This window comes from Streptomyces sp. NBC_00887 (assembly GCF_045207585.1).
The window spans coordinates 2129351-2154209 of record NZ_CP108788.1 but is presented as its reverse complement, the minus strand read 5'-3'; the positions used below and the strand labels follow the sequence as shown (position 1 = coordinate 2154209).

At 71.1% G+C, this 24859-nt stretch carries 25 protein-coding genes; 17 read left to right on the top strand and 8 right to left on the bottom strand.

Features of this window, described 5'->3' with window-relative positions; all coding sequences use genetic code 11:
• Window positions 1-121 precede the first annotated feature (121 nt).
• Together OG844_RS09820 and OG844_RS09815 are read left to right on the top strand one after the other, a co-directional pair.
• Window positions 122-1144, top strand: coding sequence for an NlpC/P60 family protein (locus tag OG844_RS09820; RefSeq protein WP_406389507.1), 1023 nt, complete (start codon window positions 122-124; stop codon window positions 1142-1144).
• Window positions 1145-1160: 16 nt separating this feature from the next.
• Window positions 1161-2414, top strand: a complete 1254-nt coding sequence (locus OG844_RS09815) for a hypothetical protein (protein WP_406389506.1) — start codon at window positions 1161-1163, stop codon at window positions 2412-2414.
• Here OG844_RS09815 and OG844_RS09810 read toward each other — a convergent pair.
• Window positions 2371-3594, bottom strand: coding sequence for a glycosyltransferase 87 family protein (locus OG844_RS09810; protein ID WP_406396066.1), 1224 nt, complete (start codon window positions 3592-3594; stop codon window positions 2371-2373). The genes OG844_RS09815 and OG844_RS09810 overlap by 44 nt on opposite strands.
• Window positions 3595-3671: 77 nt before the next feature.
• Between OG844_RS09810 and OG844_RS09805 the strand changes: the two genes are divergently transcribed.
• Window positions 3672-4814 carry a glycosyltransferase family 4 protein gene (locus OG844_RS09805; RefSeq protein WP_406389505.1) on the top strand — a complete coding sequence of 381 codons (1143 nt, stop codon included), beginning with the start codon at window positions 3672-3674 and terminating at the stop codon, window positions 4812-4814.
• A gap of 106 nt (window positions 4815-4920) precedes the next feature.
• On the opposite strand, the gene OG844_RS09800 is transcribed toward OG844_RS09805, so the two are convergent.
• Window positions 4921-6717: an AMP-dependent synthetase/ligase gene (locus tag OG844_RS09800; protein WP_406389503.1), complete on the bottom strand. Its 1797-nt coding sequence runs from the start codon at window positions 6715-6717 to the stop codon at window positions 4921-4923.
• 280 nt (window positions 6718-6997) lie between these two features.
• On the opposite strand from OG844_RS09800, the gene OG844_RS09795 reads away from it, so the two are divergent.
• The 6 genes from OG844_RS09795 (at window position 6998) to OG844_RS09770 (ending at window position 12000) form a co-directional block, all read left to right on the top strand.
• Window positions 6998-7807, top strand: a complete 810-nt coding sequence (locus tag OG844_RS09795; protein ID WP_406389502.1) for a metallophosphoesterase — start codon at window positions 6998-7000, stop codon at window positions 7805-7807.
• A gap of 120 nt (window positions 7808-7927) precedes the next feature.
• Complete coding sequence (locus OG844_RS09790) at window positions 7928-8374, top strand: SRPBCC family protein (protein ID WP_351180593.1); 447 nt, start codon at window positions 7928-7930, stop codon at window positions 8372-8374.
• Window positions 8375-8378: 4 nt separating this feature from the next.
• Complete coding sequence (locus tag OG844_RS09785) at window positions 8379-9572, top strand: ArsA-related P-loop ATPase (protein WP_406389501.1); 1194 nt, start codon at window positions 8379-8381, stop codon at window positions 9570-9572.
• A gap of 81 nt (window positions 9573-9653) precedes the next feature.
• Window positions 9654-10145 carry a DUF5304 domain-containing protein gene (locus OG844_RS09780; RefSeq protein WP_406389500.1) on the top strand — a complete coding sequence of 164 codons (492 nt, stop codon included), beginning with the start codon at window positions 9654-9656 and terminating at the stop codon, window positions 10143-10145.
• Between the two features lie 75 nt (window positions 10146-10220).
• Window positions 10221-11162 (top strand): ROK family glucokinase, encoded by a 942-nt coding sequence (locus OG844_RS09775; RefSeq protein ID WP_351180584.1) that lies wholly within the window; start codon window positions 10221-10223, stop codon window positions 11160-11162.
• A 76-nt stretch (window positions 11163-11238) separates the two neighbouring features.
• Window positions 11239-12000 carry an endonuclease/exonuclease/phosphatase family protein gene (locus tag OG844_RS09770; RefSeq protein ID WP_406389498.1) on the top strand — a complete coding sequence of 254 codons (762 nt, stop codon included), beginning with the start codon at window positions 11239-11241 and terminating at the stop codon, window positions 11998-12000.
• Window positions 12001-12013: 13 nt separating this feature from the next.
• On the opposite strand, the gene OG844_RS09765 is transcribed toward OG844_RS09770, so the two are convergent.
• Complete coding sequence (locus OG844_RS09765; protein WP_406389497.1) at window positions 12014-12682, bottom strand: hypothetical protein; 669 nt, start codon at window positions 12680-12682, stop codon at window positions 12014-12016.
• Complete coding sequence (locus OG844_RS09760; protein WP_406389495.1) at window positions 12675-13454, bottom strand: alpha/beta hydrolase; 780 nt, start codon at window positions 13452-13454, stop codon at window positions 12675-12677. Before OG844_RS09760 ends, OG844_RS09765 begins: the two co-directional genes overlap by 8 nt.
• A gap of 283 nt (window positions 13455-13737) precedes the next feature.
• On the opposite strand from OG844_RS09760, the gene OG844_RS09755 reads away from it, so the two are divergent.
• The 5 genes from OG844_RS09755 (at window position 13738) to OG844_RS09735 (ending at window position 18652) form a co-directional block, all read left to right on the top strand.
• Window positions 13738-14457: a lysophospholipid acyltransferase family protein gene (locus OG844_RS09755; protein WP_406389493.1), complete on the top strand. Its 720-nt coding sequence runs from the start codon at window positions 13738-13740 to the stop codon at window positions 14455-14457.
• 61 nt (window positions 14458-14518) lie between these two features.
• Entirely contained in the window at window positions 14519-15745 is a 1227-nt protein-coding gene (gene macS, locus OG844_RS09750) for a MacS family sensor histidine kinase (RefSeq protein WP_406389492.1), read from the top strand.
• Window positions 15742-16434 carry a response regulator gene (locus OG844_RS09745; protein WP_406389491.1) on the top strand — a complete coding sequence of 231 codons (693 nt, stop codon included), beginning with the start codon at window positions 15742-15744 and terminating at the stop codon, window positions 16432-16434. The genes macS and OG844_RS09745 overlap by 4 nt, the downstream gene beginning before the upstream one ends.
• A gap of 114 nt (window positions 16435-16548) precedes the next feature.
• Window positions 16549-17586, top strand: coding sequence for a 6-phosphofructokinase (locus tag OG844_RS09740; RefSeq protein ID WP_406389489.1), 1038 nt, complete (start codon window positions 16549-16551; stop codon window positions 17584-17586).
• A gap of 67 nt (window positions 17587-17653) precedes the next feature.
• Window positions 17654-18652: a 2-hydroxyacid dehydrogenase gene (locus tag OG844_RS09735; RefSeq protein WP_406389488.1), complete on the top strand. Its 999-nt coding sequence runs from the start codon at window positions 17654-17656 to the stop codon at window positions 18650-18652.
• Between the two features lie 40 nt (window positions 18653-18692).
• Here the strand turns inward: OG844_RS09735 and OG844_RS09730 are convergent, their stop codons facing one another.
• Both OG844_RS09730 and OG844_RS09725 read right to left on the bottom strand, forming a co-directional pair.
• The gene (locus OG844_RS09730; protein ID WP_406389486.1) at window positions 18693-20579 is read right to left on the bottom strand and encodes an anthranilate synthase family protein; all 1887 of its coding nucleotides are present in this window, start codon (window positions 20577-20579) and stop codon (window positions 18693-18695) included.
• Between the two features lie 96 nt (window positions 20580-20675).
• Window positions 20676-20732, bottom strand: coding sequence for a trp operon leader peptide (locus OG844_RS09725; protein ID WP_124277238.1), 57 nt, complete (start codon window positions 20730-20732; stop codon window positions 20676-20678).
• Between the two features lie 97 nt (window positions 20733-20829).
• On the opposite strand from OG844_RS09725, the gene OG844_RS09720 reads away from it, so the two are divergent.
• Both OG844_RS09720 and OG844_RS09715 read left to right on the top strand, forming a co-directional pair.
• Window positions 20830-22182: a class II 3-deoxy-7-phosphoheptulonate synthase gene (locus OG844_RS09720; protein ID WP_351175095.1), complete on the top strand. Its 1353-nt coding sequence runs from the start codon at window positions 20830-20832 to the stop codon at window positions 22180-22182.
• Window positions 22183-22343: 161 nt separating this feature from the next.
• Entirely contained in the window at window positions 22344-22613 is a 270-nt protein-coding gene (locus tag OG844_RS09715) for a (2Fe-2S)-binding protein (protein WP_351175135.1), read from the top strand.
• 63 nt (window positions 22614-22676) lie between these two features.
• Here OG844_RS09715 and bfr read toward each other — a convergent pair whose 3' ends face one another.
• Window positions 22677-23156 (bottom strand): bacterioferritin, encoded by a 480-nt coding sequence (bfr, locus tag OG844_RS09710; RefSeq protein ID WP_329211947.1) that lies wholly within the window; start codon window positions 23154-23156, stop codon window positions 22677-22679.
• 156 nt (window positions 23157-23312) lie between these two features.
• Here bfr and OG844_RS09705 point away from each other — a divergent pair, with 156 nt between their 5' ends.
• On the top strand, window positions 23313-23945 hold the full coding sequence (locus OG844_RS09705) for a sulfite oxidase-like oxidoreductase (protein WP_406389483.1): 633 nt from the start codon (window positions 23313-23315) through the stop codon (window positions 23943-23945).
• 48 nt (window positions 23946-23993) lie between these two features.
• Here OG844_RS09705 and OG844_RS09700 read toward each other — a convergent pair whose 3' ends face one another.
• The gene (locus OG844_RS09700) at window positions 23994-24857 is read right to left on the bottom strand and encodes a deoxyribonuclease IV (RefSeq protein WP_406389482.1); all 864 of its coding nucleotides are present in this window, start codon (window positions 24855-24857) and stop codon (window positions 23994-23996) included.
• Between the last annotated feature and the right edge of the window lie 2 nt (window positions 24858-24859).

Sequence of the window (24859 nt, the reverse complement as noted above, 5' to 3'; positions counted from 1 at the left end):
GTCGCTCCGTAGTCGTCCGGTTACTGTCTGCGCTGTCGTGCAGCTCCCGGTCGTCGGTCCGCCCTCCAGGGCGGCAGGGGCTGCGCACATCTGCGTACAGCGGAAGGGAGTGCGGCTTCCTGTGGTGTCGCATCGCCGTCCCACCCGGCCCGGCCCCACCCGGGGCATCCGGGCCACCGTCCTGTCGGCCGCCGCAGCCACCGCGGCGGCCACCCTCGGCGCAGCCCCGGCGGGCGCAGAACCGCAGGACACCCGGGGGAGCACGAAGGCCAGGGTCGACCAGCTGTACGGGGAGGCCGAGCGCGCCACCGAGCAGTTCAACAAGGCCCGGGAGAACGTGGACCTGCTGCGCGGCGAGGTGGACAGGGCCCAGGACGCGGCGGCCCGCGCCCAGGAGGGCATCAACCGGATGCGGACCGCCCTCGGCTCCATGGCGGGTGCGGAGTACCGCTCGGGTGGCATCGACCCTTCCCTCGCGCTGCTGCTCTCCTCGGACCCGGACACCTTCCTGGACCGGGCCGCCGCCCTGGACCGGCTGGGAGACCGCAGGGCCGTGCTGCTGCACAAGCTCCGGCAGGCCCAGCGCAGGATCGCCCAGACCCGTGCCGAGGCCACCGGCGCCCTCGCCGGGCTGGAGCGCAACAGCGCGGCCGTCACCCGGCACAAGCGCACCGTCGAGGGCAAGCTGGCCCGGGCCCGGCAGCTGCTGCACTCACTGCCCGCCGAGGACCGCGAGAGCCTCGGCCGCGCTTCGCGGTCCGCCGGGCACGAGGCGCTTCCTCCTCCCGGTGCCGCCTCCCCGCGCGCGCTGGCGGCTCTCATGGCGGCCCGGCAGGCACTCGGCAGCCCGTACGTGTGGGGCGCCGACGGCCCGTCCGCGTTCGACTGCTCCGGGCTGACGCAGTGGGCGTACGCCCAGGCCGGGGTCAGCCTGCCGCGGACCTCCCAGGCCCAGCGGAACGCGGGCCGCATGGTGCCGCTCGGGGAGGCGATGCCCGGGGACCTCGTCGCCTACCGTGCCGACGCGAGCCACATCGGCATGTACGCGGGGAACGGCCAGGTCATCCACGCCCCGTACCCCGGCGCCCCGGTGCGCTACGACCCCGTCGGCGTGATGCCCGTCTCCTCGGTGACCCGCGTCTGACCGTACGATCGGCAGGATGGCTGTTCGGACGCGGAACGCGCGGCGGGGACGCACCCGCACACGGAGCACGGCGGGCGCCGTGCTCGCCGGGCTGCTCTTCGCGTCCGCCTGCTCCGTGCCGCAGGACTCCGCAGCCGGCCCCACCGCCCGGGAGATAGGCACCACCCTGGACCGCAGGGCCGCCGCGGTGATGGGGCACGACACCGACGCCTACCTGGCCTCGCTCGACCCGCGGGCCACGTCGTTCCGGGCGGCCCAGCGCACCGAACTGGAGAATCTGGCCGAGATACCCCTGGAGTCCTGGGCGTACAGGGTGAAAGACGTGACCGAAGAGGGCTCCGGCCGGGTCACCGCCGACGTCGAGCTGCGCTACCGCTTCAAGGGCTACGACAACGCCCCGATGTCCTCCGCCCGCACGGTGGAACTGGTGCGCCGCGGCGAGGAGGGGACCTGGTACATCGCCGCCGACCGGGCCGACGAGGACGCTCCGGGGCTGCTGTGGCAGCAGGGCGACGTCCAGGTCGTACGCGGCACGCACAGCCTCGTCCTCGGCGTCGGCCGCCGCGAGCGGGAACTGCGCCGGATCGCGGACACCGCGGACCGGGCCGTGCCGGCCGTCTCCGGCAGCTGGCCGGAGCCCTGGGCGGAGCGGGTGGTCGTGCTCGTACCGGAATCCGTGGAGGACATGGCGGGCCTCCTCGGCTCACCCGTGGCGAGCTACCGGGGCATAGCGGCCGTCACCACCGGTGAGGTCGGCGGCAAGGGCCGGGCGCCCGCGGACCGGGTGATCGTCAATCCGCAGGCGTACGGAATGCTCGGCGAGTTCGGCCAGAGGGTCGTCCTCACCCACGAGACCGCCCACGTGGCGACCAGGGCCCACACCTCCGCGGCCACACCGGTCTGGCTCTCCGAGGGCTTCGCCGACCGGGCCGCCTACCGGCAGGAGAGCCGCACCGCCGAGGAGATCGCACCCGAGCTGACCGGCGCGGTCCGCCGCGCCGAACTGCCCGCCCGGCTGCCGGTGGACGAGGACTTCGGATTCGGCGGGGACGCGGCCACCCTCGCGAAGGCGTACGAGGGCGGCTGGCTGGCCTGCGAGCTGATCGCGCAGGACTGGGGCGAGGAGAAGCTGATCGCCTTCTACAAGGCCGTCGGGGCCCGTTCCGGGCGGGACGGGGCGGTCGAACAGGCCATGCAGACGGTGCTCGGTACGACTCCGGAGGACTTCACGGTGCGCTGGCGGGAGTATCTGCGCGAGCGGCTCGGCTGAGCCGCTCGCGCCCGGTCCGCACTCCCGGCACCGTCCCCCGCCACAGCCGCCGCCCGGCGCTCAGCGTCGCCGCGACCAGCAGGCCGTTGCGTACGACGAGGAGCGTCACGCCCTCCGCGTCACTGGCCACCACATGCGCGAACCCCAGCGGGAACTCCAGCAGGGTGACGCCGGTGGCCACCAGGACCAGGCACGCCGGAGGGGCCATCCGGCTGCCGTGGAACACCAGGCACACCGAGGCCAGACCGACCAGCCACACCATGTACTGCGGGCTGATGACACGGCTGGTCGTGGTGAACAGCAGCACCGCCGTGAACGCCGCGTCCGCCGGGGTGTGCACCGCGAACGTGCGGGCCCGCAGCCGCCACACCAGCAGCCAGCCGAGGGCGAGGGCGCTCAGCCCCAGTGCCAGCGTGCTCACCGGCCCGACGTGGGCACCGGCGAACTCCATCGAGCCGTACCGCAGTTCCACCCGGCCCTCCCAGCCGAACTGCCGCGCCAGGTGGAAGACCAGCGCCCCCAGCGACTCGACCTCCAGCCCCCGGTCCCGCTGGAACGTCAGGAACGCGAACGCGCCGGGCAGAGCCGCCGCGGCCGCCAGGAGGAGCCCGCCGGCCGTCACCGCCGCGGCCGACCAGGAGAGCCGCGTGGCGCGCCCCCGGGCCGTACCCACCAGCAGCAGGACCGGCCACACCTTCATCAGCGCGCCGAACGCCGCCAGCGCCCCCAGGACCCGCGGGCGGCGCACCCCGGCCAGCAGCGCCGCCACCGCGACGGCCGTCACCACCAGGTCGTACCGGGCGTACACCGTCGGCCCGAGCAGCGGCACACCCGCCACCCACACCCAGGCACCCGCGGCGCGCGTACCCGGCCGGCCGGACGCGTGCGGCAGGAGCAGAACCACCAGGGCGTCGCACGCCAGTACCAGGACGAAGAAGGCGGACGCGTACTCCAGGAAGGGCAGCAGCGCCGGGGCGAGCACGGCCAGCGCGGCGGCGGGCGGGTACTGCCAGGTGACGTCGTCCAGCGGGTAGGAACCGGCGCGGAGCACCTCGTACCAGCCGTGGTAGATCACCGAGACATCGCTCGTGACGTCCGGGCCCGGCACCGTGAACACCTTGAAGACGCAGAGCAGCAGCGCCGCTCGGGTGAGGATCCAGGTGGCGAGGAGCAGACGCATAACCGTCATGATGCCGTTGCCTGATGTGCGGGAGCCGTCAAGCAGGGCCGGTCGGCAGCCCGGTACTGTCGGCGGCGATGGACAAGACCTTGATCGTGACCAACGACTTCCCGCCCCGCCCCGGTGGCATCCAGGCCTTCCTGCACAACATGGCACTGCGCGTGGACCCCGGCCGGCTCGTCGTCTACGCCTCCACCTGGAAGCGCGGCGCGGAGGGCCAGGAGGCCACCGCCGCCTTCGACGCGGAACAGCCCTTCACCGTCGTGCGCGACCGCACGACGATGCTGCTGCCCACCCCGCGAATCACCCGGCAGGCGGTCCGGCTGCTGCGCGAACACGCATGCTCCTCCGTCTGGTTCGGCGCGGCGGCCCCCCTCGGCCTGATGGCACCCGCGCTCCGCCGGGCCGGAGCACGCCGCATCGTGGCGACCACCCACGGGCACGAGGCGGGCTGGGCCCAGCTGCCCGGGTCCAGGCAGCTGCTGCGCCGCATCGGCGAGGGCACGGACACGATCACGTACCTCGGCGAGTACACCCGCTCCAGGATCGCCGCGGCCCTCACGCCCGAGGCCGCGGGCCGCATGGTCCAGCTGCCGCCCGGTGTCGACGAGTCGACCTTCCACCCGTCCTCGGGCGGGGACCGCGTCAGGGCCCGGCTGGGGCTCGCGGACCGGCCCGTCGTCGTCTGTGTGTCGCGGCTCGTCCCGCGCAAGGGCCAGGACACCCTCATCCTCGCCATGCCCGCGATCCTGGCACGGGTGCCGGACGCCGTCCTGCTGATCGTCGGCGGCGGCCCGTACGCGGGGCAGCTGAAGAAGCTGGCCGCCGAGACGGGCGTCCAGGACTCCGTGCGCTTCACCGGACCGGTGCCGTGGGAGGAACTGCCCGCCCATTACGGCGCCGGCGACGTCTTCGCCATGCCCTGCCGCACCCGGCGCGGCGGGCTCGACGTCGAAGGCCTCGGCATCGTGTACCTGGAGGCGTCCGCGACCGGGCTGCCGGTGGTGGCGGGCGACTCGGGCGGCGCACCCGACGCGGTGCTCGACGGCGAGACCGGGTGGGTGGTGCGGGGCGGTTCGGCCGAGGACTCCGCCGAGCGGATCGTCACCCTTCTCGGCGATCCCGAGCTGCGCCGACGGATGGGGGAGCGGGGCAGGGCCTGGGTCGAGGAGAAGTGGCGCTGGGACCTGCTCGCGGAGGAGCTGAAGACGCTGCTCTGAGCGCGTACGACGAGACGAGGGGCCCGCACCGTCGTGGTGCGGGCCCCTCGTCATGTGTACGGCCCTGTCGTGCGGCCGGCCTCGTGCCTACGGCCTCGTCGTGTGCTCAGGCGCGGTAGATCGACTCGACCTCGTCCGCGAAGTCCTTCGCCACGACGTTGCGCTTCAGCTTCAGCGACGGCGTGATGTGGCCCGCCTCCTCCGTGAACTGCTGGGCCAGGATGCGGAACTTGCGCACCGACTCCGCCTTGGACACCGCCGCGTTGCCGTCGTCGATCGCTCGCTGCACCTCGGCCAGGAGATCGGCGTCCTCGCGCAGCGACACCGCCGTCGAACCGGCCGGCTTGCCGTTCTCCTCGGCCCATCGGGAGAGGAACTCCTCGTCGAGGGTGACCAGGGCGCCGATGAACGGCCGTCCGTCGCCGACCACCATGCACTCGGCCACCAGGGCGTGTGCGCGGATCCGGTCCTCGATCACGGCCGGGGCGACGTTCTTGCCGCCCGCCGTGACGATGATCTCCTTCTTGCGGCCGGTGATCGCGAGATAGCCGTCCTCGTCGAGCGTGCCGATGTCGCCCGTGTGGAACCAGCCGTCGGCCAGTGCCTCGGCCGTCGCCGCCTCGTTCTTCCAGTACCCCGTGAACAGGTGTTCGCCGTGCAGGAGCACCTCGCCGTCGTCGGCGATGCGCACGACCGAGCCGGGCAGCGGCTGGCCGACCGTACCGATCTTCTGCCGGTCCCACGGGTTGAAGGCCGTGGCCGCGCAGGTCTCGGTGAGGCCGTAGCCCTCCAGCACCGTGAAGCCGATGCCGCGGAAGAAGTGGCCGAGCCGCTCCCCGAGCGGCGCGCCGCCCGAGATCGCGTACTCACCGCGACCGCCGAGCACCGCCCGCAGCTTGCTGAACACCAGTTTGTCGAAGACCTTGTGCTTGACCTTCAGGCCCACCGACGGGCCCTGCGGCGTGCCCAGCGCGCGGCTGTACGCGATCGCCGTGTCGGCCGCCCGGTCGAAGATCCTGCCCTTGCCGTCTGCCTGCGCCTTGGCGCGCGCCGAGTTGTAGACCTTCTCGAAGACCCGCGGCACACCGAGGATCAGTGTCGGGCGGAACGAGGCCAGTTCGTCGGTGAGGTTCTTGATGTCCGGCACACAGCCGAGCTTGATCGGCGCCATCACCGAGGCGACCTCGACCAGGCGGCCGAAGACGTGCGCGGCGGGCAGGAAGAGAAGGACGGAGCACTCACCCGTACGGAAGAGGGGCTTCAGCCGCTCCACCACGTTGCCGCACTCCGCGAAGAAGCTGCGGTGCGTCAGCACACAGCCCTTGGGGCGGCCGGTGGTGCCCGAGGTGTAGACGATGGTGGCCGGGTCGTCGGCCTTGGCGCTCACCATGCGCAGATCGAGGGTCTCGTCGGAGACGCCGGTGCCCGAGGCGGTCAGCTCGCCGACCGCGCCCCGGTCGATCTGCCACACGTGCCGCAGCCCGGGGAGCGCGTCGCGCACCGAGGCGACGGACTCGGCATGGGCGTCGCTCTCCACGACGACCGCGACCGCACCGGAGTCGCCGAGTATCCACTGGACCTGTTCGGCGGAACTGGTCTCGTAGACCGGCACGGTGACCGCGCCCGCGCTCCAGATGGCGAAGTCCAGCAGGACCCACTCGAAGCGGGTGCGGGACATGAGGGCGACCCGGTCGCCGGGCTCGATGCCCGCCGCGATCAGACCCTTGGCGGCGTCCCTGACCTCAGCCAGGAACCGGGTGGCCGTGACGTCCGTCCAGACTCCGGCCACCTTGCGGCTCATCACCGCGACATCGGGATGCTGAGCGGCATTGCGGCGGATGAGATCCGTCAGGTTGCCGTCCGTAGGGACCTCGTACAGGGCCGGAAGGCTGAACTCGCGCAAGACTGCTGCTCCTCATCGGGCTCCGGTTCCACGGCTCTGTGTGACGCACCGGATCGGTCCAAGACTGGCAGATGCTCAGTGGGGTGAGCACGACTGGACTGGCGGGACGTTACCCATCAGTACTCGGTTCCGGATAGGGGGTTCCGGCCAGATGTCTTATGCATCACACATATAAGTGGTCCTTGGGTGCACACTAGTCCACCCCTGTCACGACCCGGAAGTATCCGCAGGTCCGGTGGGCCCTACCCAGCGCGGGTGCGGAGAACCTAGGGTGATCTCCATGCGAGCCAGGGGACCGGACGGTCGAGACGCAACCGCCACCCGCGGTACGCGTGTGCACGTGGTCAGTGACGTGCACGGCAACACGGAGGCGCTGGCACGCGCCGGCGACGGTGCGGACGCCCTGATCTGCCTCGGGGACCTCGTTCTCTTCCTCGACTACGCGGACCACTCGCGCGGCATCTTCCCGGACCTGTTCGGGAAGGACAACGCGGACCGCATCGTCGAACTGCGCACCGCACGCCGCTTCGAGGAGGCGCGCGAATTCGGCCGCGCCCTGTGGGCGGGCAGGGACCGCAACGCCGCGATCCTGGGCGCCGTGCGCAAGCAGTACGCCGAGCTGTTCGCCGTCCTTCCCACCCCGACGTACGCCACCTACGGCAACGTCGACGTGCCCGCTCTCTGGCCGGAGTTCGCAGGCCCCGGCACCACGGTCCTGGACGGCGAGCGCGTCGAGATCGGCGGCCGGGTCTTCGGGTTCGTCGGAGGCGGCCTCAGAACCCCCATGAACACCCCGTACGAGATCAGCGACGAGGAGTACGCCGCCAAGGTCGAGGCCCTCGGCCCGGTGGACGTCCTGTGCTCGCACATCCCGCCCGAGGTGCCCGAGCTGACGTACGACACGGTGGCCCGCCGCTTCGAGCGCGGCAGCCGCGCGCTCCTGGACGCCATTCACCGCACCCGCCCGAGTTACGCGATTTTCGGCCACGTTCACCAGCCGTTGGTACGCCGGATGCGGATCGGCGTCACGGAGTGCGTCAACGTCGGCCACTTCGCGTCGACCGGGCGGCCCTGGGCCCTGGAGTGGTGAGGACCGCGGGTCGGGGCCGGCGGCCGGGGCGTGGACGGGGCGACGCCGGGTACGCGATAGCCTGCACACGGCAGGCCTCTGCCGAACGCGACCGGTACACCGCACTGGAGGGCCACGGCGATGGCTGAACACACCAGCTCGAGCATCACGATCGAGGCGGCACCGGCCGACGTCATGGGAGTGATCTCCGACTTCGCCCGCTATCCGGAATGGACCGGCGAGGTGAAGGAGGCCGAGATCCTGGCCACCGACGAGCTCGGCCGCGCCGAGCAGGTCCGGCTGGTTCTGGACGCCGGAGCGATCAAGGACGACCACGTCCTCGCCTACACCTGGAACGGCGCGAACGAGGTCAGCTGGACCCTCGTGAAGTCCCAGATGCTGCGCGCCCTCGACGGCAGCTACGCGCTGGCCCCGGTCGGCGGCGACCGCACCGAGGTCACCTACCGGCTGGCCGTCGACGTCAAGATCCCGCTGCTGGGCATGATCAAGCGCAAGGCCGAGAAGGTCATCATCGACCGTGCCCTGGCCGGACTGAAGAAGCGCGTCGAGTCCGTCCCGAAGGCCTGATCACGTGCGTACGGTCCTCGTCACCGGCCCCGGCGGCGCAGGCCGTACCACCGTCGCCGCGGCGACGGCACTGGCCGCGGCCCGCAGCGGCCGGCGCACCCTCCTGATCTCTTCGGACGCCGTACCCGGCTTCCCGGCCGGCACCGGACCCAACGAGGTCACCCACGGGCTCCACCACGCCCGCATCGACTCCGGCGAGCACTTCCGCAGCGAACTCGTCGCCCTGCAGGACCGGGCGTCCGGAGCGCTCGACCTGCTCGGCGCGGGCCGGCTGGACGGTGAGGAGCTCACCGAGCTGCCCGGCAGCGCCCAGCTCGCCCTCCTGCACACCCTGCGCCGCGCGGCCGAGGGCGACTGGTCGAAGGACGGCTACGACGTCCTCGTCGTCGACCTCCCCCCGCTGGCCGACGCCCTCGCCCTGCTCGCCCTGCCCGGGCAACTGCGCCGCTACCTGCGCCGCCTCCTGCCCCAGGAACGCCAGGCAGCCCGCGCGCTGCGCCCGATGCTCGCCCAGCTCGCCGGCGTCCCCATGCCGGCGCAGTGGCTGTACGAGGCCGCCGCCCGCAAGGACACCGAGCTCGCCGCGGTCCAGTCACTGATCGAGGACAGCTCGACCACCGTGCGGCTGGTCGCCGAACCCGGGCCGGCCGCCGAGGACACCCTGGGCGCCGCCCGTACCGGACTGGCCCTGCACGGACTGCGCGTCGACACCCTCGTGGCCAACCGCATCCTGCCCCGGCACTCGTCCGACCCCTGGTTCGCCGGTCTCGCCGCCCAGCAGGAGAAGAGCCTGGACCGCTGGCACCAGGTGTGGGCCCCCGGGACCCCGGTGACCGAGGTGGCCCACCTCGGGCGTGACCCGCAGGGCCTCGACGACCTCGCCCTCCTGGGCGGGGCCTGCGCACCCGACGAACGGACACCGGGCCGTGCCGGTGACCCCTCGTGGACGGAGGACACCCGTGGCGAGGGGGGCGACGGCGTCCTCGTCTGGTGCCTGCCCCTGCCCGGAGCCGTCAAGGAGCAGCTGCGGCTCGTCCGGCGCGGTGACGAACTGCTCCTCACCGTGGGTGCGTTCCACCGGATCGTGCGCCTGGAGCCCGCGCTGCGCCGCTGCACCGTCTCGGGGGCCGCGCTGACCGACGGCGTCCTGCGTGTCCGGTTCACGCCGGACCCCGGGCTCTGGCCGAGGACACGATGAACGGCGTACCACCGTTCGGGTAACGTCGGTAGTACGTGGCCCGTGGGGCCACCACAGGCAACCGCGTCGCAGGAGTCCGCCATGAGTGAAGCCACCGATCGTCCCGTCGACGACGATGCGTGGGCCGAGGCCTGCGCCGAGGACCTCGAGGCGGAGAAGGCCCGTCGGCGGGCCCAGCACGGGCCGCAGCCCGGATCCGCCGCGGAGGAGCTACGCAAGCTGATCGACGCGGTGGCCGACAAGGTCACCTCGCTCCAGTCACCGCTGCTCGGCATGGCCGCCCAGGGCACCGTCCAGCAGGTGATCCGGCAGGCCAAGTCCGCGGTCGAGCCGGTCATCGAGCGCAATCCGGACGTCTTCGACCATCTCGCCGCCGCCGGCAACGAACTTCTCGCCGCCTACCGTTCCGCGGTCGAGGGCCAGGAAGGCCGCTGGACCCGCGGCACCGAGGGCGCCGGAGGCTCGACAGGTAGGACGACAAGTACCCCGGGCCCGGCGAAAAAGGCCGCCGACGACCCCTCGGACCCGCGTGACGAGGGCCCCGGCGGCAGCGAACACATCGACCTGGACTGACCGTGGGCAGGAAATACCCGTCCCCGGCTCGGGTACGGTTGGCCGTAGCGGGGCTCGACCGAAACTGAGGGATTCATGGGACTCACCATCGGCGTCGATATCGGCGGCACGAAGATCGCGGCTGGAGTGGTCGACGAAGAGGGCCGGATCCTCTCGATGTTCAAGGTATCGACCCCGCCGACGGCCGAAGGCATCGTCGACGCGATCTGCTCGGCCGTGGCCGGGGCGAGCGAGGGACACGAAGTCGAGGCGGTCGGCATCGGCGCAGCCGGATACGTGGACGACAAGCGCGCCACCGTGCTGTTCGCTCCGAACATCAACTGGCGCCACGAGCCGCTCAAGGACAAGGTCGAACAGCGCGTCGGCCTGCCGGTCGTCGTCGAGAACGACGCCAACGCGGCGGCCTGGGGCGAGTACCGCTTCGGTGCCGGCCAGGGGCACGACGACGTCATCTGCATCACGCTCGGTACCGGGCTCGGCGGCGGCATCATCATCGGCAACAAGCTGCGCCGGGGACGCTTCGGCGTAGCGGCGGAATTCGGTCATATCCGGGTTGTCCCGGACGGCCTGCTCTGCGGCTGCGGAAGCCAGGGCTGCTGGGAGCAGTACGCATCCGGGCGGGCACTCGTCCGGTACGCCAAGCAGCGTGCCAACGCCACCCCGGAGAACGCCGCGATACTGCTGTCGCTCGGCGACGGCACGGTCGACGGCATCGAGGGCAAGCACATCAGCGAGGCCGCCCGACAGGGCGACCTGGTGGCCGTCGACTCGTTCCGTGAGCTGGCCCGCTGGGCCGGAGCCGGACTGGCCGACCTCGCGTCGCTCTTCGACCCGTCGGCGTTCATCGTCGGCGGCGGCGTCTCGGACGAGGGCGAACTGGTCCTCGACCCGATCCGCAAGTCGTTCCGGCGCTGGCTGATCGGCGGCGAGTGGCGTCCGCACGCCCAGGTTCTCGCGGCCCAACTGGGTGGCAAGGCAGGCCTGGTGGGCGCGGCCGACCTGGCTCGCCAGGGCTGAGCCCACAAGCACCACGACGACGGACGCCCGTCGCGCCCCACGGGGAGCGACGGGCGTCCGTCGTATCGTGCTTCGCATGGTCACGACGCCGATGCCGCTGCCCGACTCCCGTACCGAGCCGGACGGTTCGGCCGTCATCAGGGTGCTCAGCTACAACGTCCGCTCGCTGCGCGACGACACCGAGGCGCTGGCCCGCGTCATCCGCGCCTGCGCACCCGACCTGGTGTGCGTCCAGGAGGCCCCGCGCTTCTTCCGCTGGCGCAAGGCGGCGGCCCGGCTCGCGGCCATGACCGACCTGGTGATCCTCGGCGGCGGTGCCCCCGCGGCAGGACCGCTGCTGCTGTGCTCCTTGCGCGCCACAGCGGAACGCACCGAGGACGTCCTGCTGCCGCTCACCCCCGGACTTCACCGACGGGGCCTGGCCACGGCGGTGGTACGGATCGCGGGGGCCAGGCTCGGGGTCGTGAGCTGCCATCTCAGCCTGCAGCGTGAGGAGCGCCGCACCCAGGCGGAACTCCTGCTCGCACAGCTCGACGCGATGGACGTCCCGCACGCCGTCGTGGCGGGAGACCTCAACGACGTGCCGGAAGGGCGGGCGTTCCGGCGGCTTGCCGGACGGCTCCAGGACTGCCGGTCCGTACGCCCCTGGGGTGGCGAGTACACCTTCCCGCCCCACGCACCGGTCAAGCGCATCGACGCGGTCTTCGCGTCGGACGGCATCGAGGTGCTCGGGTGCGGCGTTCCGGCGGGCCTGCCCGGAGTCGTCGAGGCGGACCTGCGGGCGGCCACGGACCATCTGCCCGTACTGGCCGCCCTCAGAGTGCCCGCGGGGGGCTGAAGGCCCGTCGCGGTCAGACGACCGCGCCGCGCCCCGGGTCGTCGTCCCCGTCTTCGTCGTGGGGCATCCGGGCCACCAGGGTGGCGAAGCCGCCCAGGAAGCCGCCGATGCAGAGGGTCGTGAGCCACCACGTCATGTCCCACTGCAGCAGCACCGCGACCAGCATCAGCACCGGGCCGCCGACGACCGCGAGCCAGGCGAACTTCGCCGTCACATCGGCCTCGGGCAGCGGCGGCGGCTCCGGAGGGACGAAATGCCCCTCCTCGCTGTCGTCCGGATCGTCGACGTCGCCGTCCTGGGGTTCCACCACGTCGTAGTCGCGCGGACCCGCCACCCCGGGAGCGAAGACCACCGAACTGCCGAGCGGCTTCTTCTCCGGCGGCTTGCCGGGTGCCTTCTTGCCCGCACCCTTGTCCGCGTCGTCACCCGCGCCCGTGTCCGTACCGGGCAGGGTGTTGAGCTGGTCGTCCTCCAGCAGGGCGAGGTCGTCGATGGACTTGAACGGCTTGGCGCCCGGCGGGTCCGGCGGCTCCTCGCCGTATCCGGCGACGATCGCCTCCCAGGCCGCGGCCTCGTCCAGCGGCCTGGCCTCCTCCGTACCCTCGGGGACGGCCGTCCCCTCCGTGGGGCGCGGTTCGCGCTCCTCGTCACTGCCTGCTCGCTCCGCGTCGTGCTCAGCCACCGGACGTGCTCCCCTTCCTACCGACGCTCGGTGCGAGGCGGCCGATGAACCGGTAGCTCTCATCGAAGATCCGCTCCGCATCGTGGTCCAACGTCGCCACGTGGTAGCTCTGTTCCAGCAGGATCTCCTCGACGTCCCTGGACGACACCCGGCTGAGGATCCGTGCCGAGTCGGCCGGCGGCACGACATGGTCCTGCGGGCTGTGCAGCAGCACGATCGGCTGCGTGACCTGAGGCAGTTGGGCGTCGACCAGCCGGAAGAACTTCCGGACCGAATGCGCGGCGTGCAGCGGCACCCGGTCGTAACCGACCTCTTCGGAACCCTCCAGCGCGATGTCGCTGGTCAGCCCCTTCGTCGTCCGCACCAGGTGCCGGGCGACCGGCAGGGCGTACGCGGACAGACCGTGCACCTTGTTCGCCGGGTTCACCAGGACCAGGCCCCGGATCGCGTCGCCGTGCTTCGCCGCGAGGCGCAGCGACAGCGCTCCCCCCATGGAGAGCCCGAAGACGAAGACCTGCTCGCACCGGGCCAGCAGAACGCGCAGCTCCCGGTCCACCTCCGCGTACCAGTCCTGCCAGCCCGTGACCGCCATGTCCTCCCAGCGCGTGCCGTGTCCGGGCAGCAGCGGGAGGGACACGGTCAGGCCGCGCTCCGCCAGGTAGTCGGCCCAGGGGCGCAGCGACTGCGGCGATCCGGTGAATCCGTGACAGAGAAGGACGCCGACCTCTCCGCCCTCGTGGCGGAACGGCTCGGCTCCAGGAAGGACCGGCACCGGGGTCTCCTGTTCATGAGCGGGACGGGGGCGTGCGAGGGGAGTGCAAAAGGATTACTTCACCGTACGCGACCGGACCGACACCGACCAGGGCCGTCGCCGTCCGACGTCGTCTCCGGCCGTCGTCTCCCGGCCGTCGGCCGGGCCGGGGTGCCCCTGCGGCGGGGAGCACCGGTCGGGAGCACCGTCACAAGCCGGTCGGGAGCACCGTCACAAGCCGGGCGGAAGATGCCGAGGCCTCACAGGCTAAGGTCGGACGGACAGCACACAGGAGGCATCCGAGTTGATCTACGGCGCAATGAAGTTCTCCATCGGCGGGTCTCTGAAGCTCGCCTTCAGGCCGTGGGTGGAGGGCCTGGAGAACATCCCCGTACAGGGGCCGGCGATCCTCGCGAGCAACCATCTGTCGTTCTCCGACTCGTTCTTCCTGCCGGCCGTCCTCGACCGCAAGGTGACCTTCATCGCCAAGGCGGAGTACTTCACCGCCCCCGGAGTGAAGGGCAAACTCACCGCCGCCTTCTTCAAGGGCGTGGGCCAGCTCCCCGTGGACCGCTCCGGTGGCCGCGGCGCCGGTGAGGCGGCCATCAGGGCCGGCATCCAGGTCATCGAGAGCGGCGGGCTCTTCGGCATCTACCCGGAGGGCACCCGGTCACCGGACGGACGGCTCTACCGGGGCAAGCCCGGCGGTCTCGCCCGGGTGGCCCTCGCCACCGGCGCACCCGTCATCCCCGTCGCGATGATCGACACGGAGAAGATCCAGCCGCCGGGCCAGGTGGTGCCCAAGCTGGTGCGGCCCGGCATCATGATCGGCAAGCCGCTCGACTTCAGCCGCTACCAGGGCATGGACGGCGACCGCTTCATCCTGCGCTCGGTGACCGACGAGGTCATGTACGAGATCATGAAGCTCTCCGGCCAGGAGTACGTGGACATCTACGCGACCGCGGCCAAGCGCCGGATCGCCGAAGAGGCGAAGCAGAAGGGGACGGAACGGTCCGGCGCGTAACCGCGTCGTTCACCGTCCGGGGCAGGAAAAGCAGGACACGCAGGAAAACGGGGGAGGGCACATGGCCAGGATTGAGCGGGTCGTACGGATGTCGGTCGAGCAGCCGCTGTGGCGTGCGCTCACCGCGTACCGCGTACTGACGCTGATCTACGCGGTGCTGCTCGCGGGCTTCCGCGACAAGACGTACGACCGGCCCTGGGTGGCCATCGCCTTCCTCGCGATCATGAGCATCTGGACGCTGGCCACCCTCCCCAGGGTGGCGGGCGCCGCGAGCTGCACCAAACGCTTCCTCGGCATCGACCTCGCCATCGCCCTGACGGGGATCCTGCTGACCCCGCTCGCCGACTTCAGCGCCCAGCACGTCGACGGCCCGACCCTTCCCTCGATCTGGACCGCGGGCTCGGTCCTCGCCTTCGCGCTCAAGGGCGGCTGGCGCTGGGCGGCCTTCGCCTCCACGCTCGTCGCCGCCGCGAACATCGTCGAGCGCGGCGAGCCCAGCCGGGACACCTTCCACAACGTCCTGCTGGTCTGGGTCGCGTCGATAGCGATCGGCTACGTCGTCGAGGTCGCCCGCGCCAGTGAGCGCACCCTGGCCCGCGCCCTGGAGATCGAGGCCGCCACCCGTGAGCGCGAGCGCCTCGCCCGCGACATCCACGACAGCGTGCTGCAGGTCCTCGCGATGGTGCAGCGCCGTGGTTCGGCGCTCGGCGGCGAGGCCGCCGAGCTGGGCAGGATGGCGGGCGAGCAGGAGGTCGCCCTGCGCACTCTGGTCTCCAGCGGACTGGTGCCCACCACCCGGGTCTCCGAGGACACCGCCGAGGGTGCGGTGGTCCGCACCGTGGACGTGGACATCGACGACGAGGAGTCCGGGTCCGCATGCGACCTGCGCACCCTCCTCGCCCGGCACGCGGGCTCCCGGGTCAGCTTCGCGGAGCCCGGCGCCCCGGTGCTGCTCGCGCCCGCCGCCGCGCGTGAACTCGCCGCCGCGGTGAGCGCCGCGCTGGACAACGTGCGGGTCCACGCCGGACAGGGCGCGCAGGCGTGGATCCTGGTCGAGGACGAGCCGGACGAGGTGATCGTCACGGTCCGGGACGACGGGCCCGGCATCCCGGAGGGCAGGCTCGACCAGGCGGAGGGCGAAGGGCGGCTCGGCGTCGCCCTGTCGATCCGCGGGCGGCTGCGCGAGCTGGGCGGCACAGCAGAGCTGATCTCGGTACCCGGACAGGGCACCGAGGTCGAGTTGAAGGTTCCGAAGGTTTCGCGGGGGAAGGCAGGATCGGCCCGATGAGTACACCGAACACACAGGCATCCGAGGAGCGGCCCATCAAGGTGATGGTCGTCGACGACCATCCGATGTGGCGCGACGCCGTGGCCCGCGACCTGGCCGAGTCCGGTTTCGACGTGGTGGCGACCGCGGGTGACGGCCCGCAGGCCGTACGCCGCGCCAGGGCGGCCGGCCCCGACGTCCTCGTCCTGGACCTCAACCTGCCCGGCATGCCGGGCGTCCAGGTCTGCAAGGAGCTCGTCGGCTCGCACCCCGGGCTGCGCGTCCTGGTGCTCTCCGCCAGCGGTGAGCACGCCGATGTGCTGGAGGCCGTGAAGTCGGGCGCCACCGGCTATCTGCTCAAGTCGGCCAGCACCCAGGAGCTGACCGACGCCGTGCGCGCGACGGCGGCCGGCGACCCGGTCTTCACCCCCGGTCTCGCCGGACTGGTCCTCGGCGAGTACCGCAGGCTCGCCTCCGACCCCGCCCCGGCCGCCTCCGACGAGCCGAAGGCCCCGCAGCTCACCGAACGCGAGACCGAGGTGCTGCGGCTCGTGGCCAAGGGACTCTCGTACAAGCAGATCGCCGAACGCCTGGTCATCTCGCACCGCACCGTGCAGAACCACGTGCAGAACACCCTGGGCAAACTCCAGCTGCACAACCGCGTGGAGCTCGTGCGGTACGCCATCGAGACCGGCCTCGACGACGCCTGACAGGAACAAACACCGCCCACCGCACGGGAATTGACTGTCCGACCCATCCCGGAGTGAGCTGGATCACCATTAGCGTGACCCGTAGAGAGCTCACTTCGGCGAAGGGATGCTTCCATGCGGGTCGGAGTACTGACCGGGGGCGGCGACTGCCCCGGACTCAACGCGGTCATCCGCGCCATCGTCCGCAAGGGCGTGCAGGAGTACGGCTACGACTTCACCGGCTTCCGGGACGGCTGGCGCGGACCACTGGAGGGCGAGACGGTACCGCTCTCCATCCCGGCGGTGCGCGGCATCCTGCCGCGCGGCGGCACGATCCTCGGCTCCTCCCGTACCAATCCGTTCGACGCCGAGTACGCCGGGCAGGGCGTCCGCCGGATCAGGGAGAACCTCGCGAAGTACGAGGTCGACTCCCTCATCACGATCGGCGGCGAGGACACGCTCGGCGTCGCGGCGACCCTGTCCGACGAGTACGGCATCAAGTGCGTCGGCGTTCCCAAGACCATCGACAACGACCTCTCCGCCACCGACTACACCTTCGGCTTCGACACCGCCGTCGGCATCGCGACCGAGGCGATCGACCGGCTCCACACCACGGCCGAATCCCATATGCGCGTCCTCGTCGTCGAGGTGATGGGCCGGCACGCGGGCTGGATCGCCCTCCACTCCGGTCTGGCCGGCGGCGCCAACGTCATCCTCATCCCGGAACAGCGCTTCGACATCGACCAGGTCTGCGACTGGGTGAGCTCCCGCTTCAGGGCGAGCTACGCGCCGATCGTGGTGGTCGCCGAGGGTGCGGCTCCCGCGCACGGCGAGATGGTCCTCAAGGACGCGTCGCACGACTCCTTCGGGCACGTCCGGCTCTCCGGCGTCGGCGAATGGCTGGCCAAGGAGATCGAGAGCCGTACGGGCAAGGAGGCGAGGACCACGGTCCTGGGGCATGTCCAGCGCGGGGGCACACCCAGTGCCTTCGACCGCTGGCTCGCCACCCGTTTCGGGCTGCACGCCATCGAAGCCGTGCACGACGGCGACTTCGGCATCATGGTGGCGCTGCAGGGCACGAACATCGCACGCGTACCGATCAGGGAGGCGACAGCCCGCCTCAAGACCGTCGATCCCGCCCTGTACGCGGAGGCCGGGGTCTTCTTCGGCTGACCGGCGCACCGGGGGTGCGGGCCGTATATTCGCGACGACAGGCCCCACCCCCAACCCGGGAGACGTCGTGGAAATCCTGGCATTCGGTGTGCAGTCGGACGAGAAGCCACTGATCGAGAAGGCCTTCGCCGGCCTGCACGACGTCCGCTGCCTGGACGTCTTCCTGACCAAGGACACCGCCCCCATCGCGGCCGGCTACGAGATCATCTCCACCAGTGTCAACGCCGACCTCGGCGGCCCCGTCCTGCAGACCCTGGCGGCGGGCGGCACGCAGATGATCGCCCAGCGCTCCACCGGCTTCAACAACATCGACCTGGACGTCGCCGAACGCCTCGCACTGCGCGTCGCCAGGGTCTCGTACTACTCGCCCCACTCGGTCGCCGAATTCGCCTGGACCCTCGCCATGGCGGTCAACCGCAACATCGTCCGCGCGGTGAGCCGCACCCGTGACTTCGACTTCCGGCTCGACGGGCTCCTCGGGCGGGACATGCACGGCCGCACGGCCGGTGTGATCGGCACGGGCAAGATCGGCGAGGCGTTCACCCGGATCGCCCACGGCTTCGGGATGAATCTGCTGGGCTGGGACATCGCGGAGAACCCCGCCTGCACCGCGCTCGGCATGACCTACGTCGACAGGGAGCAGCTCCTCGCCGAGGCCGACCTGATCAGCCTCCACGTGCCGCTGCTGCCCGCCACCCACCACCTCATCGGCAAGGACAGCCTGTCGGTGATGAAGGACGACGCGATCCTGGTCAACTCCAGCCGCGGCGGCCTCATCGACACCGAGGCGCTCGTCGTCGAACTGCGGGCCGGCCGCTTCACCGGCGTCGGACTCGACGTGTACGAGGCGGAGGCGGGGCTGTTCTACCTCGACAAGTCCCTGGAGGGCGTCGACGACGACACCCTGGCCCGGCTCGTCACCTTTCCGAACGTCATCGTGACCTCGCACCAGGCGTACTACACGCGCGAGGCGGTGGGACAGATCATCGAAGCCACCGTGCAGAACGTCACCGACTACCTGGCGGGCCGCCGCAGCGCCAACGTCCTCGTGCCGGCCGCTCCGTAGCCCCGTGGGGCCCCGGTCGCCCGGGCCCCACGGGATTGCCTCAGCCGGCCACCGGCAGTGCCGCCAGCAGCCCGGTGACGATCGCGGCCCCGCGCAGCGTCAGCACCGACTCCGGGTGGAACTGGACCGAGGCGAAGCCCTTGCCCCGCAGGGCGTGCAACTCCCCGGAGCCCGCGTCCCGGCTCACCTCGATGCCGTGCGCCCCCAGCTCGGTGGCGGCGGCCTCGTCGCAGCGCGCCGTGAAGCTGTTGTAGAAACCGACGGTCTCGGGCCGCCCGAACAGCTCGATCCGGGTCTGCGCACCCTGGTACGGCACGGCTTTCCGTACGATCTCCAGGCCCAGCTCCGCCGCGATCAGCTCATGGCCCAGGCATACGCCCAGCAGCCCGTGGCGGTGTTCCCCGACCAGCTCGGCGGTCAGTCCGCGCAGCAGCCGCATCTTCGGATCCGCGGCGTCCCCGGGGTTGCCGGGCCCCGGGCCCAGGACAACGGGTCCCTCGTGCGCCCGTACCGTCTCGCGCAGGCCGGGCTCGTCGTACCTGTGCACCGACACGGTGAGGCCCGAGGAGCGCAGCAGATGCGCCAGCATCGCGGTGAACGTGTCCTCGCCGTCCACCACCAGCGCGTGCCCGGACAGTTCACGGGTGCGCTCCTGCATGCGCAGCCAGAAGGGGGCGAGGCCGCCGCGCCGGTCGTCCAGGGCCGCCTGCACCCGCGGATCGGAGGCCAGCTGCGGGCGGCCCGCCTCCGCCTCGGGCCGGCCGGGCCGGACGCCCAGCGCCGCGAGCACACCGGCCGCCTTCGCATGGGTCTCGGCGACCTCGCCCGCCGGGTCGGAGTGGCGCACGAGCGTCGCCCCGACCGGTACCCGCAGCCGGCCGCCGGCCGAGATGTCCGCGGTGCGGATCAGGATGGGGGAGTCCAGCGTCTGCGCCCCGCCGGGCTCCTGGCGCAGCAGGGCCAGGGCGCCCGCGTAGTAACCGCGGCCACCGGGCTCGTACCGCTCGATGACCCGGCAGGCGTTCTGCACCGGGGAACCGGTGACCGTCGCCGCGAACATCGTCTCCCTGAGGACCTCGCGCACATCCAGCGAGGAGCGCCCGCGCAGTTCGTACTCGGTGTGCGCGAGGTGGGCCATCTCCTTGAGCCGGGGGCCGACCACCACACCGCCCATGTCGCCGACGGTGCACATCATCTTGAGCTCCTCGTCGACCACCATGGAGAGCTCCTCGGTCTCCTTGCGGTCGCCGAGGAAGGCCAGCAGGCTCTCGGCGCTCGGCCCCTCGGCGGGGTAGCGGTAGGTCCCGCTGATCGGGTTCATCACGACGGTCCCGCCGGACATCCGCACATGCACCTCGGGACTGGCGCCGACCAGCGTCCTGTCCCCGGTGTGCACGACGAACGTCCAGTACGCGCCCCGCTCACCGGCCAGCAGCCGCCGGAACAGCGCCAGCGCGTCGGCCCGGCCGAAACCCGGGATCCCGCCCTCGAAGGTCCGCCGGATCACGAAGTTCGCGCCCTCGCCCTGCCCGATCTCGTCCTCGATGACCCGCCGCACGATGTCCGCGTACTCCCCGTCGGGGACGTCGAAGGCACCGTCCTCGACGCGTACGTCATGGGCGGGCAGCCGCGCCAGCACCTCGTCCAGCGGCAGCTCCCAGGACTCGTCGGCGACCAGTACGGCCAGCGGGGTGCCGTCGTCGCGTACGTCGAAACCGCGCTCGGCGATCTGCCGGAACGGCACCAAGGCCAGGGCCGGCTGCTCGCCCACCGGGAGTCCGGCGAGTCTGTCCACCTCGTGGACGGGGCCGATCAGGACCTCGACGGTGTCGTGGTCCCGGCCGGGTGTACGCCTGCGCAGCAGCGCGAAGGGAGGGCAGTCGTCCCGGAGCAGTCTGCGAACCAGGTCGGTGACACGGTCGGGCATGGGAGTTCCTTCCGGATGGAGGAACGGCTCCCGGCTCCGAAACGCAGAGAAGGCCGCCCCTCGGGCGGCCTTCGCGAAGTCTGTACGCGCGATGAGTCAGCGGGCCGCCGGATGAGCGGTCCACCACCAGTTCTGGGTCGTCTGCGCGAACATGTCCCGAACCCTAGCGGATCCACCGGACGAACGAGCGTGTGTCTCAATTGTTGAGCGCCCGGATGGACGCGCTCCGCGACCCCGTAATGTTGGGGAGGTGACCGTGAACGCCAATACCTCCGTCGCCAGTGGCAACACCTGGCGTGACCTTCCCGCGGCGCAGCAGCCCGAGTACCCCGATGCCGAGGCTCTGCGCGATGTGCTCGCGGAGCTCGAATCGTATCCTCCGCTCGTCTTCGCAGGCGAGTGCGACCAGCTGCGTGCCCGCCTGGCGGCCGTTGCCAAGGGCGAGGCGTTCCTGCTGCAGGGCGGTGACTGCGCCGAGGCCTTCGACGCGGTGTCGGCCGAGCACATCCGGGCCAAGCTGAAGACGCTGCTCCAGATGAGCGCCGTCCTCACCTACGCGGCTTCCGTGCCCGTGGTCAAGATCGGCCGGATCGCGGGCCAGTACTCCAAGCCGCGCTCCAAGTCGACCGAGACCCGCGACGGCGTGACCCTGCCGACCTACCGCGGCGACTCCGTCAACGGCTTCGCCTTCACCGAGGAAGCCCGCATCCCGGACCCCGAGCGGCTGAAGCGGATGTACCACGCATCCGCCTCCACGCTGAACCTGGTCCGCGCCTTCACCACCGGCGGCTACGCCGACCTGCGGCAGGTCCACGCCTGGAACCAGGACTTCGTGAAGTCCTCGCCCTCCGGCCAGCGCTACGAGGCCCTGGCCCGCGAGATCGACAACGCGCTGAACTTCATGAAGGCGTGCGGCACGGACCCGGCCGAGTTCAAGGCGGTCGAGTTCTACGCCTCGCACGAGGCGCTCCTGCTGGACTACGAGTCGGCGCTCACCCGCACCGACTCGCGCACCGGCCGGCTGTACGACACCTCGGGTCACATGGTCTGGGTCGGTGAGCGCACCCGCCAGATGGACGGCGCGCACATCGAGTTCGCCTCGAAGGTCCGCAACCCCATCGGCATCAAGCTCGGCCCGACGACCACCGTCGACGAGGCGCTCGGCTACGTCGACCGTCTCGACCCCGACCGCGAGCCGGGCCGGCTGACCTTCATCGTGCGCATGGGCGCCGACAAGGTCCGCGACAAGCTCCCCGAGCTGGTCGAGAAGGTCACGGCCTCCGGCGCCACGGTGGTGTGGGTGACCGACCCGATGCACGGCAACACCTTCGAGGCCGCGTCCGGACACAAGACGCGCCGCTTCGACGACGTCCTGGACGAGGTCAAGGGCTTCTTCGAGGTCCACAAGGCCCTGGGCACCCACCCGGGCGGCATCCACGTCGAGCTCACCGGTGACGACGTCACCGAGTGCGTGGGCGGCGGCCACGAGATCTTCGTGGACGATCTGCACCAGCGCTACGAGACGGCCTGCGACCCGCGCCTCAACCGCAGCCAGTCCCTCGACCTGGCCTTCCTGGTCGCCGAGATGTACCGCGACCAGTAGGGACCACCGCTGAGAGCACCTGTGGGGCACGGATCCATGTGATCCGTGCCCCACAGTCGTAACCGGGGCTTTTGCGGGCCTGGCGCGACGGGTAAGGTTAGGTTAGCCTCACCGAAACATCGGGACGGCGCAGCGAACGACCCCGTCGGGAGGTGAACCGCGTGTACGTCTGCTCCTGCTTCGGCATCACGGAACAGCAGGTCAAGAAGCATGCGGACGACGGGGCGTGCACGCCTCGCCAGATAGCCTCCGCCTGCAAGGCGGGAACGGACTGCGGTGGCTGCGTCCGCAGGATCCAGGCACTGCTCGGACGCGGCGACTGCCCGCGCCGTGAGCTCATCGAGGGGCGGACGGAGCCGACGGGCGCTCCTGCCGGTGCGCCCGTCACCTTCGCCGGTCCGCCGGACGTCCGGCTCTCCGACGCCGCCTGAGCGGGCCCTCCAGGAGCGTCAGGGTCTCCCGCGGAGCCCTGGCCCACGGACGGGTCGGGCGGGTCAGCTCTCCGGCTGCTCGATCAGCTGCGCGATGTAGAGCGGCTCCCCGAGCTTCTCCACCAGCTCCAGCTGGGTGTCGAGGTAGTCGATGTGGTGCTCCTCGTCCGCCAGGATGGACTCGAAGATGTTCGCCGAGGTGACGTCGCCCTTGGCGCGCATCACGTCGATGCCCCGCTTCAGGCGGTCGATCGCCTCCACCTCGACCTGGCGGTCGGCCTGGAACATCTCGGTGACCGTCTGGCCGACCCGAACGTGGAAGAGCCGCTGGTAGTTGGGCAGGCCCTCCAGGAAGAGGATCCGGTCGGTGAGGATCTCGGCGTGCTTCATCTCGTCGAACGACTCGGCCCGGGTGTACTTGGCGAGCTTCGTCCAGCCGAAGTTGTCCTGCATCTTGGCGTGCAGGAAGTACTGGTTGATGGCAGTCAATTCGGCGGTCAGCTGTTCGTTCAGAAACTCGAGGACCTCGGGGTCGCCCTGCATCGCAGAGGCTCCTTCCAACCGGTGAACTGGGCATGTTTGCGCCGCATCCTTGCATCGCACCCCGCAGTCGTCCAGTAAGTGCATGCTTAGTACGAGTTGCCCGAATCGGGTCTCCCTTGGTCATAACCACCCCTGCCTGTCTGTCACCATGGAGGCATGGGTCAGCCGGAAAGCCGGGAACGCGGCACAGCAGAGCAGTCCGGGCTACCGCCGGGGCAGCGACTGCAGCGTGGCTGGCCGGTCACCCACTACGGGCCGGTGCCCAAGTTCAAGCCCGATCGCTGGGAGTTCAGGGTCTTCGGGGCCACGGCGGACGGTGAGAAGCGCTGCTGGAACCACCAGGAATTCTCGGCGCTGCCGTACTCCACGGTCGTCGCCGATCTCCACTGCGTGACGAAGTTCAGCATGCTCGGAGCCGAATGGGGCGGAATCCTCGCCCGCTCGGTCGTGGAACTGGCGCCGCCCGCACCCCATGTCACCCATGTGATGGTCTGGGCCGAATACGGATTCAGCTCGAACCTGCGGCTGTCCGACTTCATGTCCGACCGCACGCTCTTCGCCACCCACAAGGACGGCGAACTCCTCACCGCCGAACACGGATTCCCGCTGCGGCTGGTCGTACCGCACCTGTACGCCTGGAAGGGCCCCAAGTGGGTCCGCGGCATCGAGTACATGAGCGCCGACCGCCGGGGATTCTGGGAGGAGCGCGGCTACCACAACATCGGCGATCCGTGGCGCGAGCAGCGCTACAGCTACCAGGAGGAGCCCGGGGACGGCCCCGAGCTCTGACCCCGCGGCAGCCGGTACACCCGCACGGAGTACCCTGCCGCGCTCACCTCACAGGCCGACGGTGCCCCGGAGTTCCTTCAGACGCGCCACGTCCGCCGCGTGCCCTTCCTTGCCGCCGGGCGTCTCGATGATCAGCGGCACCCCTTCGGTCGCCGGATGCGAGAACAGCTCCCGGAAGGGTTCGGCGCCGATGTTGCCCGCGCCGATGTTCTCGTGGCGGTCCTTGTGCGCGCCCACGACGTCCTTGGAGTCATTGGCGTGGATCAGCTTCAGCCGGCCCTCACCGACCGTGTCCACCAGCAGATCCAGGGTCTGCCGCATGCCGCCGGGGCCCGCCAGGTCGTGGCCCGCCGCGTAGATGTGACAGGTGTCCAGGCAGATCCCCAGCTTGGGGTGGGAGTCCAGGGCCTCGAAGTACGGGCCGAAGTCCCAGGTCCGTGAACAGAGCGAGAATCCCTGCCCGGCCGTCGACTCCAGCAGCAGGAACGGATCGTCGTCATGGGTCAGCTCGTCGAGCAGCGGCCTCATGTGCGTGCGCACCTGGGCGAGGGCCTCGGACCGCGGTCGCCCGCCGGTCGCCGACCCGGTGTGCACCACCACGCCCAGGGCGCCGATCTCCCTGGCCCGGCGCAGCGAGTGGCGCAGCGACTCGACGGACCTCTCGGCGGTGGCCTCGGTGTGCGAGCCGAAGTTGATCAGATACGGGGCGTGGACGTACGCGGGGACGGACTCTGCCGCGCACTCCGAGCGGAACAGCTCGTCCTGCGCCGGGTTTCCTGGCGGTGTCGCCCACCCGCGCGGATTGGCGACGAAGACCTGTACGGTCTCCGCCGCCAGCTCCCTCGCATAGCCGAGGCCGACCTTCGCGAGGCCGCCCGCCACCGGGACGTGACCGCCTACTGGGTTGCGCATGT

Excerpts from the sequence above, each read along its gene's own strand:
- macS (WP_406389492.1), top strand. The coding sequence starts at position 14,519 with ATGGCCAGGATTGAGCGGGTCGTACGGATGTCGGTCGAGCAGCCGCTG.
- OG844_RS09705 (WP_406389483.1), top strand. The coding sequence starts at position 23,313 with ATGGGTCAGCCGGAAAGCCGGGAACGCGGCACAGCAGAGCAGTCCGGG.
- OG844_RS09730 (WP_406389486.1), bottom strand. The coding sequence starts at position 20,579 with ATGCCCGACCGTGTCACCGACCTGGTTCGCAGACTGCTCCGGGACGAC.
- OG844_RS09770 (WP_406389498.1), top strand. The coding sequence starts at position 11,239 with ATGGTCACGACGCCGATGCCGCTGCCCGACTCCCGTACCGAGCCGGAC.
- OG844_RS09745 (WP_406389491.1), top strand. The coding sequence starts at position 15,742 with ATGAGTACACCGAACACACAGGCATCCGAGGAGCGGCCCATCAAGGTG.
- OG844_RS09775 (WP_351180584.1), top strand. The coding sequence starts at position 10,221 with ATGGGACTCACCATCGGCGTCGATATCGGCGGCACGAAGATCGCGGCT.
- OG844_RS09780 (WP_406389500.1), top strand. The coding sequence starts at position 9,654 with ATGAGTGAAGCCACCGATCGTCCCGTCGACGACGATGCGTGGGCCGAG.
- OG844_RS09815 (WP_406389506.1), top strand. The coding sequence starts at position 1,161 with ATGGCTGTTCGGACGCGGAACGCGCGGCGGGGACGCACCCGCACACGG.
- OG844_RS09810 (WP_406396066.1), bottom strand. The coding sequence starts at position 3,594 with ATGCGTCTGCTCCTCGCCACCTGGATCCTCACCCGAGCGGCGCTGCTG.
- OG844_RS09795 (WP_406389502.1), top strand. The coding sequence starts at position 6,998 with ATGCGAGCCAGGGGACCGGACGGTCGAGACGCAACCGCCACCCGCGGT.
- OG844_RS09805 (WP_406389505.1), top strand. The coding sequence starts at position 3,672 with ATGGACAAGACCTTGATCGTGACCAACGACTTCCCGCCCCGCCCCGGT.
- OG844_RS09740 (WP_406389489.1), top strand. The coding sequence starts at position 16,549 with ATGCGGGTCGGAGTACTGACCGGGGGCGGCGACTGCCCCGGACTCAAC.
- OG844_RS09700 (WP_406389482.1), bottom strand. The coding sequence starts at position 24,857 with ATGCGCAACCCAGTAGGCGGTCACGTCCCGGTGGCGGGCGGCCTCGCG.
- OG844_RS09790 (WP_351180593.1), top strand. The coding sequence starts at position 7,928 with ATGGCTGAACACACCAGCTCGAGCATCACGATCGAGGCGGCACCGGCC.
- bfr (WP_329211947.1), bottom strand. The coding sequence starts at position 23,156 with ATGCAGGGCGACCCCGAGGTCCTCGAGTTTCTGAACGAACAGCTGACC.